At 60.4% G+C, this 15,918-nt stretch carries 13 protein-coding genes; 6 read left to right on the top strand and 7 right to left on the bottom strand.

Going from position 1 to position 15,918, the window contains the following annotated elements:
• Positions 1-126: 126 nt before the first annotated feature.
• From N2599_RS28355 to N2599_RS28365, 3 genes are all read left to right on the top strand, one after another.
• Positions 127-1,113 (top strand): TAXI family TRAP transporter solute-binding subunit, encoded by a 987-nt coding sequence (locus N2599_RS28355; protein WP_027510381.1) that lies wholly within the window; start codon positions 127-129, stop codon positions 1,111-1,113.
• 71 nt (positions 1,114-1,184) lie between these two features.
• Positions 1,185-3,776, top strand: coding sequence for a TRAP transporter permease (locus N2599_RS28360; protein ID WP_084606469.1), 2,592 nt, complete (start codon positions 1,185-1,187; stop codon positions 3,774-3,776).
• A 254-nt stretch (positions 3,777-4,030) separates the two neighbouring features.
• The gene (locus N2599_RS28365; RefSeq protein ID WP_027510383.1) at positions 4,031-5,884 is read left to right on the top strand and encodes an ABC transporter ATP-binding protein; all 1,854 of its coding nucleotides are present in this window, start codon (positions 4,031-4,033) and stop codon (positions 5,882-5,884) included.
• A gap of 246 nt (positions 5,885-6,130) precedes the next feature.
• On the opposite strand, the gene N2599_RS28370 is transcribed toward N2599_RS28365, so the two are convergent.
• Positions 6,131-6,715 carry a TetR/AcrR family transcriptional regulator gene (locus tag N2599_RS28370; protein WP_027510384.1) on the bottom strand — a complete coding sequence of 195 codons (585 nt, stop codon included), beginning with the start codon at positions 6,713-6,715 and terminating at the stop codon, positions 6,131-6,133.
• A gap of 102 nt (positions 6,716-6,817) precedes the next feature.
• Between N2599_RS28370 and N2599_RS28375 the strand changes: the two genes are divergently transcribed.
• From N2599_RS28375 to N2599_RS28385, 3 genes are all read left to right on the top strand, one after another.
• Positions 6,818-7,633 carry an oxidoreductase gene (locus N2599_RS28375; protein ID WP_027510385.1) on the top strand — a complete coding sequence of 272 codons (816 nt, stop codon included), beginning with the start codon at positions 6,818-6,820 and terminating at the stop codon, positions 7,631-7,633.
• Between the two features lie 85 nt (positions 7,634-7,718).
• Positions 7,719-8,660, top strand: coding sequence for an alpha/beta fold hydrolase (locus N2599_RS28380; RefSeq protein ID WP_084606470.1), 942 nt, complete (start codon positions 7,719-7,721; stop codon positions 8,658-8,660).
• A gap of 12 nt (positions 8,661-8,672) precedes the next feature.
• Positions 8,673-9,674, top strand: coding sequence for an NADP-dependent oxidoreductase (locus tag N2599_RS28385; protein WP_027510386.1), 1,002 nt, complete (start codon positions 8,673-8,675; stop codon positions 9,672-9,674).
• Positions 9,675-10,000: 326 nt separating this feature from the next.
• Here N2599_RS28385 and N2599_RS28390 read toward each other — a convergent pair whose 3' ends face one another.
• From N2599_RS28390 to otnK, 6 genes are all read right to left on the bottom strand, one after another.
• Positions 10,001-10,717, bottom strand: a complete 717-nt coding sequence (locus N2599_RS28390) for a DUF899 family protein (RefSeq protein WP_027510387.1) — start codon at positions 10,715-10,717, stop codon at positions 10,001-10,003.
• Positions 10,718-10,972: 255 nt separating this feature from the next.
• On the bottom strand, positions 10,973-11,803 hold the full coding sequence (panB, locus tag N2599_RS28395) for a 3-methyl-2-oxobutanoate hydroxymethyltransferase (protein ID WP_027510388.1): 831 nt from the start codon (positions 11,801-11,803) through the stop codon (positions 10,973-10,975).
• Positions 11,803-12,678, bottom strand: coding sequence for a pantoate--beta-alanine ligase (gene panC, locus N2599_RS28400; RefSeq protein WP_027510389.1), 876 nt, complete (start codon positions 12,676-12,678; stop codon positions 11,803-11,805). The genes panB and panC overlap by 1 nt, the downstream gene beginning before the upstream one ends.
• A 308-nt stretch (positions 12,679-12,986) precedes the next feature.
• Positions 12,987-13,880: an NAD(P)-dependent oxidoreductase gene (locus tag N2599_RS28405; protein WP_027510390.1), complete on the bottom strand. Its 894-nt coding sequence runs from the start codon at positions 13,878-13,880 to the stop codon at positions 12,987-12,989.
• A gap of 49 nt (positions 13,881-13,929) precedes the next feature.
• A complete protein-coding gene (gene otnC / locus N2599_RS28410) occupies positions 13,930-14,571 on the bottom strand; it encodes a 3-oxo-tetronate 4-phosphate decarboxylase (protein WP_027510391.1) in 642 nt (213 codons plus the stop codon).
• Complete coding sequence (gene otnK, locus N2599_RS28415; protein ID WP_027510392.1) at positions 14,564-15,847, bottom strand: 3-oxo-tetronate kinase; 1,284 nt, start codon at positions 15,845-15,847, stop codon at positions 14,564-14,566. Before otnK ends, otnC begins: the two co-directional genes overlap by 8 nt.
• Positions 15,848-15,918: the final 71 nt, after the last annotated feature.

The following is a 15,918-nucleotide window of genomic DNA, read 5'->3' on the forward strand; positions in this document are numbered from 1 at the left end:
TTCTCTATGTAACAAATATGCCCTTGCTTGAGAAAGTGAACCAGTTGTAACATAAGCCGAATGCGGTCGAACATGCAAACCTTATAGGCAGTATCGGCACGCCGGGAACAAGAAAGGGAGCACCAGATGAAAAATATAGTCATGATCGGCCGTGCCACGCAGGCGGCGATGCTTGCGGGCGCGTTTCTGCTAGCCGGCAGTGCGTTTGCGCAGGAGCAACAATTCGTGACCATCGGCACCGGCGGCGTCACCGGTGTCTACTATGCCGCCGGCGGCGCCATCTGCCGCCTGCTCAACAAGGATCGCAAGACACACGGCATCCGTTGCTCGGTCGAATCGACCGGCGGATCGGCATTCAACGTGAACACGATCAAGGAAGGCGAGCTCGACTTCGGCATGGCGCAATCCGACGTCCAGTACAACGCCTTCAAGGGCGAGGAATCATTCAAGGAAGGCGGCGCCCATGCCGACCTGCGCGCAGTGTTCTCGATCCATCCGGAGCCGTTCACCGTACTGGCGCATCCGAACGCCGGCGTGACGAAATTCGAGGATTTCAAGGGCAAGCGTTTCAACGTCGGCAATCCCGGTTCCGGTACGCGTTCCTCGATGGAGCGCCTGCTCGGCGCCATGGGCTGGACGTTGGCCGACTTCTCGCTGGCATCGGAGCTGAAGGCCGACGAACATGGCCCGGCGCTCTGCGACGGCAAGATCGACGGCTTCTTCTACGGTGTCGGTCATCCCTCCGCGAACATCCAGGACCCGACCACCACCTGCGCCGCCAAGCTGGTGCCGTTGACCGGCGAAGTGGTCGACAAGCTGGTCGCGGAAAATCCCTACTATGCCAAGGCAGTCATCCCGGGCGGTCTCTACGCGAACAATGCCGAGGACACTGAGACCTTCGGCGTGCTTGCCACGCTGGTCGCTTCGGCCAAGGTTCCCGAAGAGAGCGTCTATCAGTTGACCAGGGCGGTGTTCGAGAATTTCGACGAGTTCAAGTCGCTGCATCCGGCCTTCGCCAATCTCGATCCGCAAAAGATGGTCGGGGAGGGAAATTCCGCGCCGCTGCATCCGGGCGCCGAAAAATACTTCAAGGAGAAGGGCTGGCTGAAGTAGGCTTCGCGACCTGACGACAGAGCGGCGAGTTCGGGGGAACTCGCCGGCGGCATCCGCAACGGGAGGGCGTCATGAGCGAAGCGAAGAAGCAGCCGGCTGACGTTAATCTTGAAGATCTAGAACAGCTCGTTGCGGAGGCCGATACGGGTGGCCGGCATCCGGGCGGGACCGTCGGTCGAATCCTGCTCTGGGTTGCGGTTGCCTGGTCGCTATTCCAGCTCTGGTACGCTTCGCCTTTGCCATTCGTGTTCGGCTTCGGCATCCTCAATGACACCGAAGCGCGCGCCATCCATCTCGGCTTCGCGCTGTTTCTGACCTTCCTCGCCTATCCGGCTCTGAAATCCTCGCCCCGCGATCGCCTGCCGCTGCTCGACCGGGTTCTGGCAGTCGTCGGCGCCTTTGCCGGTTCCTATCTGTTTCTCTTCTATGTCGAGCTTTCCGGCCGGCCCGGCCAGCCGACCACGCTCGATCTCGTCACCGGCACCGTCGGCATCCTGTTGCTCCTCGAGGCGACGCGCCGCGCGCTCGGCCTGCCGATGGTGGTCGTGGCCTGCGTCTTCATCTTCTACACGTTTGCCGGCCAGTCCATGCCGGATGTGATCCAGCATCGCGGCGCATCGCTCACCAAGTTTCTCAATCATCAATGGCTAACCACCGAAGGTGTCTTCGGCATCGCGCTTGGCGTGTCGACGAGCTTCGTCTTTCTCTTCGTCCTGTTCGGCACGCTTCTGGAAAAGGCCGGCGCTGGCAACTGGATGATGCAGATATCCATTGCGCTGCTCGGCCATTTGCGCGGTGGCCCGGCGAAGGTCGCCGTGGTTTCATCGGCTCTCAACGGCGTCGTATCCGGCTCGTCCGTCTCCAATGTCGTGTCAGGTGGCATCTTCACGATCCCGTTGATGAAACGCACCGGCCTTTCCGGGGTCAAGGCGGGCGCCATCGAGGCTTCGGCCTCGATCAACGGCCAGATCATGCCGCCCGTCATGGGCGCGGCCGCCTTCCTGATGGTCGAATACGTCGGGATTCCCTATTCGGAGATCGTCAAGCACGCGCTGTTGCCTGCGGTCTTCTCCTATCTCGCGCTACTCTACATGGTCCATCTGGAAGCGATAAAGATGGACTTGAAGACCATCCCGCAGCGTCCAACGCCGGCAAGGGAACGGATTCTGCGGATGGGACTGGGACTGTCCGGCAGCATTCTCGCCGTGTGTATCGTCTATTATGGCATCGTTGCTATCAAGGCCGTCTTCGGTGTGGCCGCGCCGCCGGTGCTCGCAATCGCTGGCGTCGCTCTCTACATCGCCTCCGTCTGGTATTCCTCCCGCTATTCGGATCTCGCGCTCGACGATCCGAATGCGCCAATCCTGGAACTGCCGCGCGCCTGGGACGTGACGCGGACCGGGCTGGATTTTCTTATCCCGATCGCTGTGCTTCTGTGGTGCCTGATGGTCGAGCAGATGTCGCCCGGCCTCTCGGCGTTCTGGGCGACCGTGTCGATCCTCGCCATCGTCGCCACGCGCAAGCCGCTGATGGCAATATTCCGCAACGAAGACCTCGCCGCCTCGGTGCGTGCCGCCTGGGACGACCTGATCGACGGGCTGGCACTCGGCGCTCGCAACATGATCGGCATCGGTATCGCCACGGCCACCGCCGGCATCGTCGTCGGCACGATCACGCTGACCGGTCTCGGTCTGATGATGACGGAACTCGTTGAGTTCGTCTCCGGCGGCAACGTCATCCTGATGCTGATCCTCATCGCCGCGATCAGCCTTGTGCTCGGCATGGGCATCCCGACCACCGCAAACTACATTTTGGTCGCGACGCTGATGGCGCCAGTCGTGGTCGATCTCGGCGCGCAGGCCGGATTGCCCATCCCGCTGATCGCGGTCCACCTCTTCGTCTTCTACTTCGGCATTATGGCCGACATCACCCCGCCCGTGGGGCTGGCGGCCTTCGCGGCGGCGGCGATTTCCAAGGAGGATCCGATCGCCACCGGCTTCCAGGGCGCGCTCTATTCATTGCGCACGGCGATCCTGCCGTTCGTTTTCATCTTCAATCCAGCAATCCTGCTGATCGGAGTCGAAACCTGGCCCCAGACGATCTTGGTGGCGACGGCCTCGTTGATTGCCATCCTGCTGTTCGCTGCCGCGACGATGAACTGGTTCGTGACGAAAAGCCGCCTCTGGGAAAGCGCGGCCCTGCTTCTAATATGCTTTACGCTGTTTCGGCCGGACTGGTGGCTCAATCAGGTATCGCCGCCTTACGAGGAATTGCCGGCGAGCGAGTTCCTGACGGCAGTCGCGCAGACGCCGGCCGATGGGCGCATTAATTTCGTCGTTGAGGGTGTAGATCTGATGGGCGACGACGTCCGCAAGACCGTAAACGTCCCGCTCGGCGAGCCAGGCGAACCCCTGGAGCGGCTGCGCGGCATCGGTCTCACCATCACGCAAGCGGGCGACGCGCTGATCATCAGCAATGTCGATTTCGGTTCCTATGCCAAACGCATCGGGCTGGATGTCGGATATGACGTCACCGCCGTGCTCAGAAGGGCCGACCAGCCCTCGAGCCTTATTCCGATCGGCCTGGCGCTTGCTGCGACCGCTGGCATTGCCGGCCTGCAGTTTGCGCGGGTGCGCAGACAGGCTGCCATGCCGGGGCGCTGAACCCGGCTCAGTCGGCGGTCGGACGACCTTGACGCTCCGCGAGCGGTCGGCGATGTCCGCTTTTGATGAATGAGCGGAACGTAGGAACGACTGCCATAAGGCGCGATCCGGCCGATGCCGCGGTCGCCTGTCACGACCCGCCTATTTCCGAACATTTTCTAAGATTTTCTAATTGAGATTGCAGCCGGAAGATGATCCTATACGATCCGCGTAGCTGACTTTCTCGCTCCTCCCGACATTTGATCGAGTGGCCCATGTCGATTTCAGATGCGATCTACCGTCCCTTCGAGACGCTGATCCGGCCGCTCGATATTCCCTACCGGCCACTGCCTTCCAAGGGGCCTGTGACCGTCCTTCTGCACTTCATCTCGATGTTCCGCGGCGTTCTGATCGTCTTGGCGCTTGCCTCCATGGCGATGGAGGCAATCAACCTGACGATCGTCTGGGGGCTTTCGGTCATCATCGACGGCGTGACGCAAAAGGGCGCGTCTGACTTCCTGCACAGCGAACGGCCGCTTCTTACTTTCCTCGGGCTTTTGATCTTTCCGGGCATGCCGGTCGCCTCGTTTCTTACGAACGCCCTCACCTCGCATACGCTCGGTGTCGGCATGCCGGCCGCCATCCAATGGCAGGGTCACAAGGCAGTGGAAAGGCAGGATCTTGCCTTCTTTCACGATCTCTTTGCCGGACAGGTCGCCTCGCGCCTGTCGCAGGTGGCGTCCGCCGTCCAGCAGCAGATCATCGCCGCCTTCCAGTCCATTCCGCGCTTTCTGCTGCAGATGGTCGGCTCCGTAATCCTGCTTACGAGCCTGTCCTGGCAGCTCGCCCTGCCGGTCGTCGTCTGGATCGCGCTCAATGTGGCGCTCGCCGTCAAGATGGCGCCAGTCTTCGCCGAACGCTCGCGCCGCACCGCCAAGCAGCGCAGCCTCGTCGCCGGCGCCATTACCGATCTCTACACCAACATGCAGATGATCAAGCAGTTTGCGGCCGAAGACAGTGAAGCGGGCGCCATCCGCCACATCATTCAGAAGGCCATGCACACGCAGCACAGGGAACAACGCATCTACCGCACGTCGGAACTGACTGTCGTAGCGCTCAATATGGCGCTCTGGCTGGCGATGCTTTCGATCGGTTTTTCGGGCCTCGTCAACGGCTTTTTGACGGTCGGCGAGTTCGTCGGGGCGGTCTACATCCTCCAACGGCTGTCCGGGCACACCTTCACCTTCTTGCAGATGGGCCAGCAGATCTTCCAGGCGATCGGCACCATCAAGGACGCCATGCCGGTGATGACGACGCCGCCTACCATCACCGACCGGCCGGCCGCCACCGAACTGGCGGTCCGCCGCGGGGAGATCCGTTTCGAAAATGTCCGCTTTGCCTACAGGTCCGGCACGCCGGTGATCGATGAGCTGTCGTTGACGGTCCGGCCCGGCGAGAAGGTCGGCCTGGTCGGCCTCTCCGGGGCCGGCAAGACCACGCTGGTGAGCCTGCTGCTGCGCTTCTACGACATACGGGACGGCGCGGTCTTGATCGATGGACAGGACATCCGCGCGGTGACGCAGGCAAGCCTTCGCCGCAAAATAGGGGTCATTGCTCAGGACGTCGCGCTGCTGCACCGTTCGGTCGGCGACAATATCCGTTACGGCCGGCCCGAGGCGACACCGGATGAGATCGAACAGGCGGCGAAGATGGCAAGAGCCGATGCGTTCATTGCCGACCTTGCGGACGGCGAAGGGCGCAAGGGCTATGACGCCTTTGTCGGCGACCGCGGCATCAAGCTCTCCGGCTGCCAACGGCAGCGCGTGGCGATCGCCCGCGTTCTGCTGAAGGACGCCCCGATCCTCGTGCTGGATGAGGCGACTTCCGCCCTCGATAGCGAATCTGAGGCCGCCATTCAGGAAAAGCTCAACCTGGTGATGGAGGGAAAGACGGTCGTTGCCATCGCACACCGCCTTTCAACCATCGCCAGGATGGACCGGATCGTCGTGCTCGATCAGGGGCGCATCGTGGAAGAAGGCAGGCCCGACGAACTGGTCGAACGGGATGGCCTTTTTGCCCGTCTGTGGAAACGCCAGACCGGTGGCTTTATTCCTGAAGAAATCAATTAATCTAATGGGTTATCCCGTTCGCGCAGGTAGACACTTCTAATGGTATCTCGAGGCGGGCGGATTTCATTCCCAAAAAAGTCGGCGGAGCGGTCCTCGGGCGCAAAATCAACAAGCTATCTCGCGTCAGGTGGTAGCAGGGCCTGATTGGCCCACAGTTGTTTTCGGATTTGCGTGGCAACGCGACCTTAGTAAGGCGAGCATCTGGCTCAAAAACAGACTTATCCTGGAAGGCAGTCCGCCCCTGCGTCAGGACACCACTTCGTCCTGACGCAGCTGGATCAGCGCCCTCGCCGCAGCTTTCCCCGCCGCGAGCATGCGATCTGATAATTCCGTCCCTTCCACTGCGCGGGCCAGTTGCAGCGAGCCGATGAGCGTCGCAAAGACGCCCAGTGCCACGCCGTCCGGATCCTTGGCCTGGGGAAGTGCGGCAGACAACTGGCGCACCAAAGACAGTAATTGGTCGGTATAGACCTCGCGCGTTTCGGGTGGCTGGCGCGCGAGCTCCGGCAGCAGCGCGGCAGAAGCGCAGCCCTTTCCCGGATTGTCCCGGTGCTCAGCTGACAGATACGCCTCTATGGCCATCTCCGGGCCAAGAGCGGCCAGTGCTTCCGCAAGTTGCTGCGACTGGAGCTCCATAGCTGCCACCACGCTTTCACGCACAAGCTCCGCCTTGGAGTGAAAGTGCGGATAGAAGGCCCCGTTCGTAAGTCCGGCGTCGCCCATGATGGTTGCCAGTCCGGACGCAGCTATGCCGTCACTCCGAAATCGGTCGGCGGCGACCTCCATGATCCGGCCGCGTGACGCGTCCTTTCGGCCCTTTTCGTAGCGCATGGCTGCATTCCTTTCTGCTATTGCATTATGCTCATAATCCTATATTACAAGTGTAATGCAATTAACGCGAAAAAGCTAGCCCTCACGATTTTGGAGCACGAAATGAAGACGAATTCGGGAAAAACGGCGCTCGTGACCGGAGCCTCCTCGGGTATCGGCCGTGCCAGCGCCGAGGCACTGGCGCGGGCTGGGTTTACTGTTTTCGGGACAAGTCGGCGCGCGGTCAGCAACGGCCCAGACGGGGTGACCATGCTGGTTTGCGACGTAACCGACGGCGAGTCGGTCGCATCACTGGTTTCGACGGTACACTCGCAGACCGGCCGTATCGACCTCCTGGTCAACAATGCCGGCGTCGGCATGCGTGGAGGCGCCGAGGAATCCTCGGTCGCGCAGGTGCAGGCCCTGTTCGACGTCAATCTGTTCGGCGTCATCCGCATGACCAATGCGGTGTTGCCGGCGATGCGGCAGCACGGTGGAGGGCGCATCATCAACATAGGCTCGATCCTGGGATTGGTCCCCGCGCCATACTCGGCTCACTACTCGGCCGCCAAGCACGCGCTCGAGGGCTATTCGGAATCCGTCGATCATGAGGTTCGTGCCTTCAACGTTCGTGTCTCGGTCATCGAGCCGGCATTCGTCCGTACCGTCTTCGACCAGAACGGCATCGAGCCGGATTCCGTGTTGAAAGAATACAATCGGGCTCGAGCCGGGGTCGACGCGCTCCTTCGCGATGTGATGCCGAAAGCCGACCGACCGGAGATAGTGGCGGATGTGGTCGTGAAGGCCGCGACCGATGCCCCTCCGCGACCGCGCTATACCGCCGGCAAGGCTGCGCGGCAGGTCAGCCTCTTGCGCCGCTTTGCCCCCGTGGGGATATTCGACAAGAGCCTGCGCAAGCAGTTCCGCTTACCGGTCTGAACAACAGCGAGGCAGAAGATTTCACGCACATGCGACTAGCACCACAAACACAATTGCCAGGCCCTACAGGACGGAGGTGCCACGCATGACGCATACATTCAATCAGTCGCCCCGTTCACGGACCTTGTTCCATGACACGCCAACTCGCTCTGTCGATGTCGGCGGCACGGCATTTGTCTACCGGGAGGTCGGGCCTAAGAGGGGCGTGCCGGTGATCCTGCTCAACCATCTCGCTGCTCAGCTGGACAATTTTGATCCCCGCATCGTCGACGGCCTCGCTGCGACCCGGCGGGTGATTGCCTTCGACAATCGCGGCATCGGTGCTTCGGGTGGCAAAACTCCGTCGACCATTTCCGAGATGGCGCGGGATGCGGTCGCCTTTATCCGGGCGTTGGGGTTCGAGGAAGTCGACCTCGTCGGCTTTTCACTCGGCGGCTTCGTGGCGCAGGAGATTGTGCTGACTGAGCCTAAGCTTGTGCACAAACTCATCCTGGCTGGCACGGGGCCGGCCGGTGGGGAAGGCATCGACAAGGTGACGCCGCTGACGATCATGGACATGATCAAGGGCGCGCTGACTTTTCGGGATCCGAAGTACTATCTCTTCTTCACAAGGACGCCGAATGGGCGCCGCGCCGCCAAGGCATTTTTGGAACGGCTGAAAGAGCGCCGCACCGACCGGGATGGGGCGATATCGCTGAGCGCGTTCGGCGCGCAACTCAAAGCGATCAAGGCCTACGGACTGCAGGCACCGCAAAATCTGAACGCCATCCGCGTTCCTACTTTGGTTGCGAATGGCGACCAAGACAAGATGGTGCCGAGCAGCAATACCTACGATCTCGCCCGGCGTATCCCGGGGGCGCATCTGGTTATCTACCCGGATGCGGGGCATGGCGGGGTATTTCAGAACTTCGCCGATTTCGTCCCGAGAGCTCTGTCCTTCCTTGAGGCTGAGGCACTCCCGCAGGGCGGCTATGCAGCTGAAAATATTCGGCTTGTTTCGTCCCAAAACACCAACAGATCCTCTTAGAAAGTTACTGCCATGAAGGCGTTCGTTGTCGATAAGTATAATAAAAAGGGCATTCTGCGGCTGGCCGAGATGCCGGAGCCCGAGCTTCAGGACCACGATGTCTTGGTCGAGGTCCATGCCGCAGGGGTGAATCTGCTGGATTCAAAGATCAGAACAGGCGAATTTAAGCTCATCCTTCCCTATCGCCGACCCTTCATCCTGGGCCACGATGTGGCTGGGATGGTGGTCCGGGTGGGATCAAACGTCCGCAAATTCAAGCCCGGTGACGAAGTCTACGCGCGGCCGCGCGATGGCCGGATAGGAACGTTCGCCCAATCGATCGCCATCAATGAAGCTGACGTCGCCTTGAAGCCCCAGAACCTCAGCATGGAAGAGGCGGCCTCGATCCCGCTGGTCGGTCTAACTGCTTGGCAGACGCTCGTCGAAAGGGCAAAGCTGAAGAAGGGACAGAAAGTCTTCATTCAGGCCGGCTCCGGCGGCGTGGGAACACTCGCCATTCAACTGGCAAAGCAGCTCGGCGCGACCGTTGCGACGACAGCGAGCGCAGCGAGTGCCGATCTGGTCAAGGGTCTTGGCGCCGATGTCGTCGTCGACTACAGGAAAGACGACTTCGAGAACGTCCTGTCGGGCTACGATGTCGTCTTGAACAGCCAGGATACCAGAACGCTTGAAAAATCCCTGAATGTGCTGAAGCCGGGTGGGAAGCTCATCTCCATCTCCGGTCCCCCGGATCCCGAATTTGCCAAGGAGCAGGGACTGAACCTGGTGCTGCGGTTGATACTGCACCTATTAAGCCGCGCTATTCGGATCAAGGCCAAGCACCGTGGCGTGAGATATTCGTTCCTTTTCATGTGGGCGCAGGGTGATCAGCTGAGCAAAATCACGTCCCTTATAGAATCGGGAGCGATCCGCCCGGTTGTCGATCGGGTCTTTCCATTTGAAGCGACCAACGAGGCTCTGGCTTACGTCGAAACAGGACGTGCCAAGGGCAAGGTCGTCATCAAGGTCAGATAGCAATTTCCTTGCTTTTGTTGGAACGCAAGACGGCCTCACTCGATGTCCATCGCGCATCTGGTCGTTCCGTCGAGCTCCAGTTATCTTGGAACCGGGGACATGGCGGTCTCCGGGAGCCAAGCTGGGCGGACGGACGTATCGGCGAGTGCTTCGTTCTTCACCCGGAAAGCCGTTTAATCTACCGGGACGACCTACAGAGGGTGATCTAGGAGCGTCTCGTATGTCACCACTGACCCGGCTTGATCATTTTGCTCAGGAACGGAGCGGGGACGGTGCCAAAAACCGACCTCGAAGAGCTCGTGTTATCCGACACCGCCCGCGATTTTTTATGTTTGAGATGAGTAGGAAAGCTTGGGATACCAATCTGCCGGACGTCCCTCCGGCGTGGCATCGAGTACCGTCCAGATCGGCATGAGGTCGGGCGCACCGCGCGGATCCTGTCCCGGATCGGCCGTCACTTGTCCCATTTCTTCGCTCCAGAAGTGGCGTATCGTGCCGTCGCGCCGGGTGAAGACATTGAACGCGGCATCATCGCTGCCACCTTCGCCGAGCGCGCGATAGTCCCGGCTGTAGTCGCCATCAATGTCCGAATAAAGCGGCAGATAGCGCCAGCCGCGCTCCTTCTTGAACGACAGCAGTCTTTCGATGGGCGAGCGAGCAACGACCGCCAGCGCTACCCGTTGCTGCATGTCGGGCACTTCACCGTCCCAGGCAGACAGCAAGCACGTGCACATAGGACAAGGACGCTCCCGTTCGGGACCGAACATGTAGCTGTAGACAACCAATGTATCCTTGTCGGCGAACAGGTCATTCAATGTCACGGGACCGCCATTTCCCTGAAACCTATATTCCTTTCTCACCCCGCCTCCAGGCGGAAGAGCGCGCCTTTGCTCGGCGACGCGCTCGATGTGGCGGCGCAACTCGATCTCTTCGGCAAGCAGAGCATCGCGCGCACGCCGATAGTCTTCACTTTCATTTGGAAATCGCGCACCGTTTCTGCGGGCGAGTTCGATTGCAGGTGTAAGTTGCTGATGATCGGTCATAATATCCTCCGTCGATCTGATCGTGAGAGAGGAGCCATCTGCCGTCTCTCCCAGGCTATTGAACGCAAGGCACCGGCTGTCATTCGAATGCCGATCTGGAACTTGAGCGTTCGCCTGTGCAAGGACGATTGACGAGCGCCGAAATCGACAGCGCTGCGGATAATGTTTCCCTGTTCTTGCGAAAAAGATCGGCCTGCCCGGCTTCGAAGACTTTTTCTAAACGCCGACAGGAAGATGGTATGCAGAACCTGCGGATCAACCCGGTGGAGTTCGGATCTCGAAGGTGTGTTCCTTACCCGGGAAGCGGTGGTTTCGGACATCGTCGGCATAAGCGCTTGCCGCGTCGTCAATCGCTTGTGCGAGACCGGCATAGCGCTTGACAAATTTGGGCGTGAAATCCGTGAACATGCCGAGCATGTCGTCGGCAACCAGGATCTGCCCGTCGCAGGCCGGCGAGGCGCCGATGCCGATCGTGGGTACGTGGACCGCAGCGGTCACCTCGCGCGCCAGAGGTTCGACCATGCCCTCGATGACGACTGCAAAAGCACCGGACCCGCCAACCGCTCTGGCATCCCGCCTGATCTTGGCGGTCTCGCTTTCGCAGTGGCCGAGCGAACGGTAGCTGCCGGCCGTATGCACCTGTTGCGGCATCAGCCCGATATGTCCGCAGACCGGCACGCCGCGGGTGGTCAGGAAGGCGATGGTCTCGACCATCTCCTCGCCACCCTCCAGCTTGACGCCATCGCAGCCGGTTTCCTGCATGATCCGCACGGCGCTTCGAAAAGCCTGTTCCTTCGATTCCTGATAGCTGCCGAAGGGCAGATCGACGATGACGCAGGCCCGTGTGACGCCGCGCATGACCGCCTGGCCGTGGGCGATCATCATGTCAAGTGTAACGGAAATCGTGCTCGGCAGACCATAAAGCACCATCCCGACGGAATCACCGACCAAAAGCAGATCGCAATGAGCATCAAGGGCGCGCGCCATCGGTGTGGTATAAGCGGTCAGGCAGACGATCGGCGCTGAGCCCTTCATGGACTGGATGCGAGACGGTGTCAGCCGCTTTTGACTGGAAGCCTTGCTCATCACGCAGCCCTCGAATGGGTTTGGCCCTGGCGGCCGATGATCCTGTTGTCGAGAAGCCTGGTCGTGCCGAGCCGTACGAAGAGGGCGACAAGCGCTGACTGATCGCGCAAAGTTTCGAGCGGCTTTAGGGTCATCGGATCGCGAACGGCGACGACTTCAGCCACGGCGAGCGGCTCGCGAGCAATGAACGCGGTCAATGCGGCCTCGAGCGCTTGCGGCTCATCGATTCCCTCATTGTAAAGTCGTTCAGCCTCATCGAGCGCCTTTGGAACGATCACTGCAGCAGCACGCTCGTCAGCCGTCAGGTAGCTATTACGCGACGAGAACGCCAGCCCGTCTGCCTCGCGCACGGTCTCGACGGCGACAATGCGAACCGGCTGAGCAAGATCCTCGACCATCCGTTTGATGATCATGACTTGCTGGTAGTCCTTTTTTCCGAGATAGGCCGCATGCGGCTGAATGATATTGAAAAGCTTGGTCACGACGGTCGCGACACCTGTAAAATGTCCGGGCCGCACGGCACCCTCCAACTCGCTACCAAGCGACGGTACGTCCACGATAGTCTGCATTGGGCGCGGATACATCTCGTCAGCGCTTGGGGCGAAAAGAATATCAACGCCGGCGTCAGAGAGCATGGCACTGTCCCTTTCGAGGTCTCTCGGATATCGCGTGAGGTCTTCGTTTTGGCCGAACTGCAGCGGATTGACGAAGATGGAGACGACGACGGCATCGTTCTCGCTGCGGGCATGCGCGACCAGTTCCATATGCCCGGCATGAAGGAATCCCATCGTCGGGACGAAGCCGAGCGTCCGGCCTTCATTCTTGATCGCCGCGATGTGCTCCCGCAGTTCGGCAATCCTTGTTACGAAACGCATCCTTCAACCTCCCCAGAAAGCGGTGGCGGATAGAAGTTGATTTCGCGCGAAGCGTCAACTTACCTACTAAGATAATATCGATTAGAAGCTCATCAAACCGATTTCAGGCAATGACGAGCAGAGCGGCCTTCCAGAATGGGGTTCCCAAGCTGAGACTTCAGCATCGATGTGCGCTAGACCGATTTCCTGGGACGTCCACCCTTGGCACCGTTCGCGCGGCTTGCTGCTATTTTTGCGGGAGAACGAGAGACAACAACCCAACAACTTAGGTATTTCAAGATCAGGCTGCCCTATCCTGGCGGCAATTGCTACGCCACACCGTTTTGCCGGGCGACGAAGTCCGCGAGATGCGGCACGTAATCCTCAGGACCGTTGCCGCCACCTGCGACTGCCGCGGCATAGGAATTCTTCACCGCACTTGCGAGTGGCGCAGCAATCGTCGCGTCATTCGCCATGGATTCCAGATATTTCAGATCCTTGTAGGCATTCGAAAGGGTGAAGCGATGGGCATTCCGGTTGCCTTCCAGGGCGCAACCCATGAAGGTTTGGTAAAATCCGCTGTCCATGCGCCCACCACGAATGACGCTGTCGAAGCGTTCGACCGAAATCCCAACCTTCCGGGAAAGTGCCAGCGCTTCGGCGAAGAGCGCGCCCATGCCCAAGGCAATGAAATTGTTGAGGAGTTTCATGCGATGGCCGTCGGCGACCCCACCGATATGGACGATCTTCGCTGCCCAGGTCGATATCACCGGCTGAATCCGCGCGAACGTCGCGTCATCCGCGCCGACCATGCAATCCAGCGTGCCCTCCCATGCTTCCTTCGGCGTCCGGCTGAGCGGCGCGTCGGCAAAGTGAACATTCTGCGCAGCGAGCGTTTCGGCCAGACGAACCGTCACCGTCGGGTCGCCTGTCGAACAGTCGACGATGACGGTTTGCGGGGCAAGAGCCGGCCGCATTTCCTCGATGACGGCGGACACTTCCTTCGAACTTGTGAGGCATAAAAAGATCATGGTCGATTTTTTTGCGAGATCGTTGAGAGAGCTTGCCTCCCTGGCGCCGCGGCTCAGCAGATCCTCGACCGGCTTGCGATTGCGATGAGCGATCACCGTCAAGGGCAAGCCTTTTTCGACGATGTTCTTCGCAATGCCATGCCCCATCAGTCCAACACCGACAAAGCCGACTTTCTCTGGTATTTCAGCCATTGCTCTCTCCCATTCATTCGTTCTGAAGTTCAGCCGCCACACACATGGCTTAAGGAAGGTTGAAACGCTTGCGCAGGTCGTCCACCTGTTCTGCGGTCAGCATCCTTTTGGCGTGATGCTGCAGCATGAGAAAAAGCTTTGCGGTTTCTTCAAGCTCTTCGGCGGCGAACTGGGCATTTGCAAGCGTCGTGCCAGCGACGACCGGCCCGTGATTGGCAAGCAACATGGCGTGATGGCGCCCGGCGAGCGACCGGACTGCGTCTGCGAGCGCCATATCGCCGGGTGCGAAATAGGGAACAAGCGGCAAGCGCCCGACGCGCATGACGTAATAGGCAGTCAGAGGCGGCAGGACGTCCTCAGGGTCGGTGTCGCTCAGGATGCTGACGGCGGTTGCGTGGCTCGAATGGAGGTGGACGACGGCACCGGCATCGCTGCGTTCGCCATACATCGAAAAATGCAGGAACGCCTCCTTGGTCGGCGCGTCGCCAGACAGGAGCTTGCCCGACGCATCGAAGAGGGAAAGGCGGGCCGGATCGAGCGAACCCATCGAGGCATTGGTTGGCGTCATCAGCCACCCGCCCTCGGAAAGACGCACCGAAATATTGCCGGTCGAGCCGGAAGTCAGCCCGCGTTCGAAAAGCGACTGCCCCGTGCGGCAGATCTCCTCGCGCAGGCGATTGATCTCATGCATCTGGAGCCTCCGTTTCAAGCAGCGCCCGTGCCTTCTGGAAAAAATCCGGGGCGCCAAAATTGCCGGACTTCAATGCAAGCACAATATCTGGACCGCCGATGCTGCGGGTCCACGGCACGCCCGGATCAATTTCAGGACCGATCGAAAGCGCCTTGATCTCGAGCGCATTGATCACCGCGCCCGATGTTTCCCCGCCGGCAACGAGGAAACGGGTAAAACCCTTCTGCAAGAGCCGCCGCGCGACATCGGCCAGCGTCTGCTCGACAAGCGCTCCGGATTCGTGCCTCCCCATGCTTGCCTGGATGCTCAGAAGCTCGTCCGGACTGGCGCTGGAATAGATCAACGGTGCACGGTCACTGGCCTGCGCAATCGCCCAGTCGGCAATCTGCGCCGCGCTCTGGCTTCCATCTGCAATCGCCGAAATATCAAGCCGCAGAGCCGCAGCGCCGGCGTTACGGGCGACTTCTATCTGCCCACGGGTCGCAAGCGAGCAGGATCCGGCAAGGATAACCGCTCGCCCGGCCGGCGCCGTGATGCGGGTCATGGCCTTTCGGACCGCCAATTTTCCTCGTTTCCTGAAATTGTCCGGCAATCCCATGGCAATCCCGGATCCGCCCGTGACAAGCTTCATGCCGTCGCATGCAGCACCGATCGCCCGCAGATCGGTGTCCGACAACGTGTCGACGACAAGGATGCGCTTACCGGCCGCCTCATGCCGCGCAAAGGCCGCCCGGATGGCGGTCTCCCCTCTGGCGATCACCGGCCAATCGACGAGACCGACCGGACGCCTTGTCTGCCGCTGCAGCACGCGGACGAGGTCGGGATCTTCCATCGGCGTCAACGGATGATCCTTCAGCGGGCTTTCCGACAGAAGCCGGTCACCGACAAAAAGGTGACCCTTGTAGACGGTGCGGCCCGTCGCGGGAAAGGATGGGCAGGCAATCGTCAGTCCGCCACCGGTCAGGTCCTGAAGCGCGTCGGCGACTGGCCCGATATTGCCGTCATCGGTGGAATCGAATGTCGAACAGTATTTGAAGAGCAGTTGCTCTGCGCCGGCAGCGAGCAAATTGCGTGCCGCTGCGACCGAATCCCTGACGGCATCCTCGGACGGCGCCGTTCTTGACTTGAGCGCGACGACCACCGCATCGGCATCCGCAAAAAGAGCACCCTCTTCCGGCAAGCCGATCAACTGGATGGTTCGCATGCCCTCACGCGACAGCATGAGGCACAGATCGGTGGCTCCAGTGATATCGTCGGCTACTGCGCCAATAAGCATCATCCCTCCTCGCTCTGCCGTTGTTCACGCTTTTCCCACGAACTGCATTTGGAAGTCCGGCCAAAAATAAG

The sequence above is a fragment of the Rhizobium sullae genome (assembly GCF_025200715.1).
GTDB lineage: Bacteria > Pseudomonadota > Alphaproteobacteria > Rhizobiales > Rhizobiaceae > Rhizobium > Rhizobium sullae.

What these genes read in the sequence shown, in the direction of transcription:
- N2599_RS28375 (WP_027510385.1), top strand. Translation starts at nt 6,818, where the DNA reads ATGAAGACGAATTCGGGAAAAACGGCGCTCGTGACCGGAGCCTCCTCG.
- panB (WP_027510388.1), bottom strand. Translation starts at nt 11,803, where the DNA reads ATGAGCAAGGCTTCCAGTCAAAAGCGGCTGACACCGTCTCGCATCCAG.
- N2599_RS28365 (WP_027510383.1), top strand. Translation starts at nt 4,031, where the DNA reads ATGTCGATTTCAGATGCGATCTACCGTCCCTTCGAGACGCTGATCCGG.
- N2599_RS28390 (WP_027510387.1), bottom strand. Translation starts at nt 10,717, where the DNA reads ATGACCGATCATCAGCAACTTACACCTGCAATCGAACTCGCCCGCAGA.
- N2599_RS28405 (WP_027510390.1), bottom strand. Translation starts at nt 13,880, where the DNA reads ATGGCTGAAATACCAGAGAAAGTCGGCTTTGTCGGTGTTGGACTGATG.
- N2599_RS28360 (WP_084606469.1), top strand. Translation starts at nt 1,185, where the DNA reads ATGAGCGAAGCGAAGAAGCAGCCGGCTGACGTTAATCTTGAAGATCTA.
- N2599_RS28380 (WP_084606470.1), top strand. Translation starts at nt 7,719, where the DNA reads ATGACGCATACATTCAATCAGTCGCCCCGTTCACGGACCTTGTTCCAT.
- N2599_RS28355 (WP_027510381.1), top strand. Translation starts at nt 127, where the DNA reads ATGAAAAATATAGTCATGATCGGCCGTGCCACGCAGGCGGCGATGCTT.
- N2599_RS28370 (WP_027510384.1), bottom strand. Translation starts at nt 6,715, where the DNA reads ATGCGCTACGAAAAGGGCCGAAAGGACGCGTCACGCGGCCGGATCATG.
- panC (WP_027510389.1), bottom strand. Translation starts at nt 12,678, where the DNA reads ATGCGTTTCGTAACAAGGATTGCCGAACTGCGGGAGCACATCGCGGCG.
- otnC (WP_027510391.1), bottom strand. Translation starts at nt 14,571, where the DNA reads ATGCATGAGATCAATCGCCTGCGCGAGGAGATCTGCCGCACGGGGCAG.
- N2599_RS28385 (WP_027510386.1), top strand. Translation starts at nt 8,673, where the DNA reads ATGAAGGCGTTCGTTGTCGATAAGTATAATAAAAAGGGCATTCTGCGG.
- otnK (WP_027510392.1), bottom strand. Translation starts at nt 15,847, where the DNA reads ATGCTTATTGGCGCAGTAGCCGACGATATCACTGGAGCCACCGATCTG.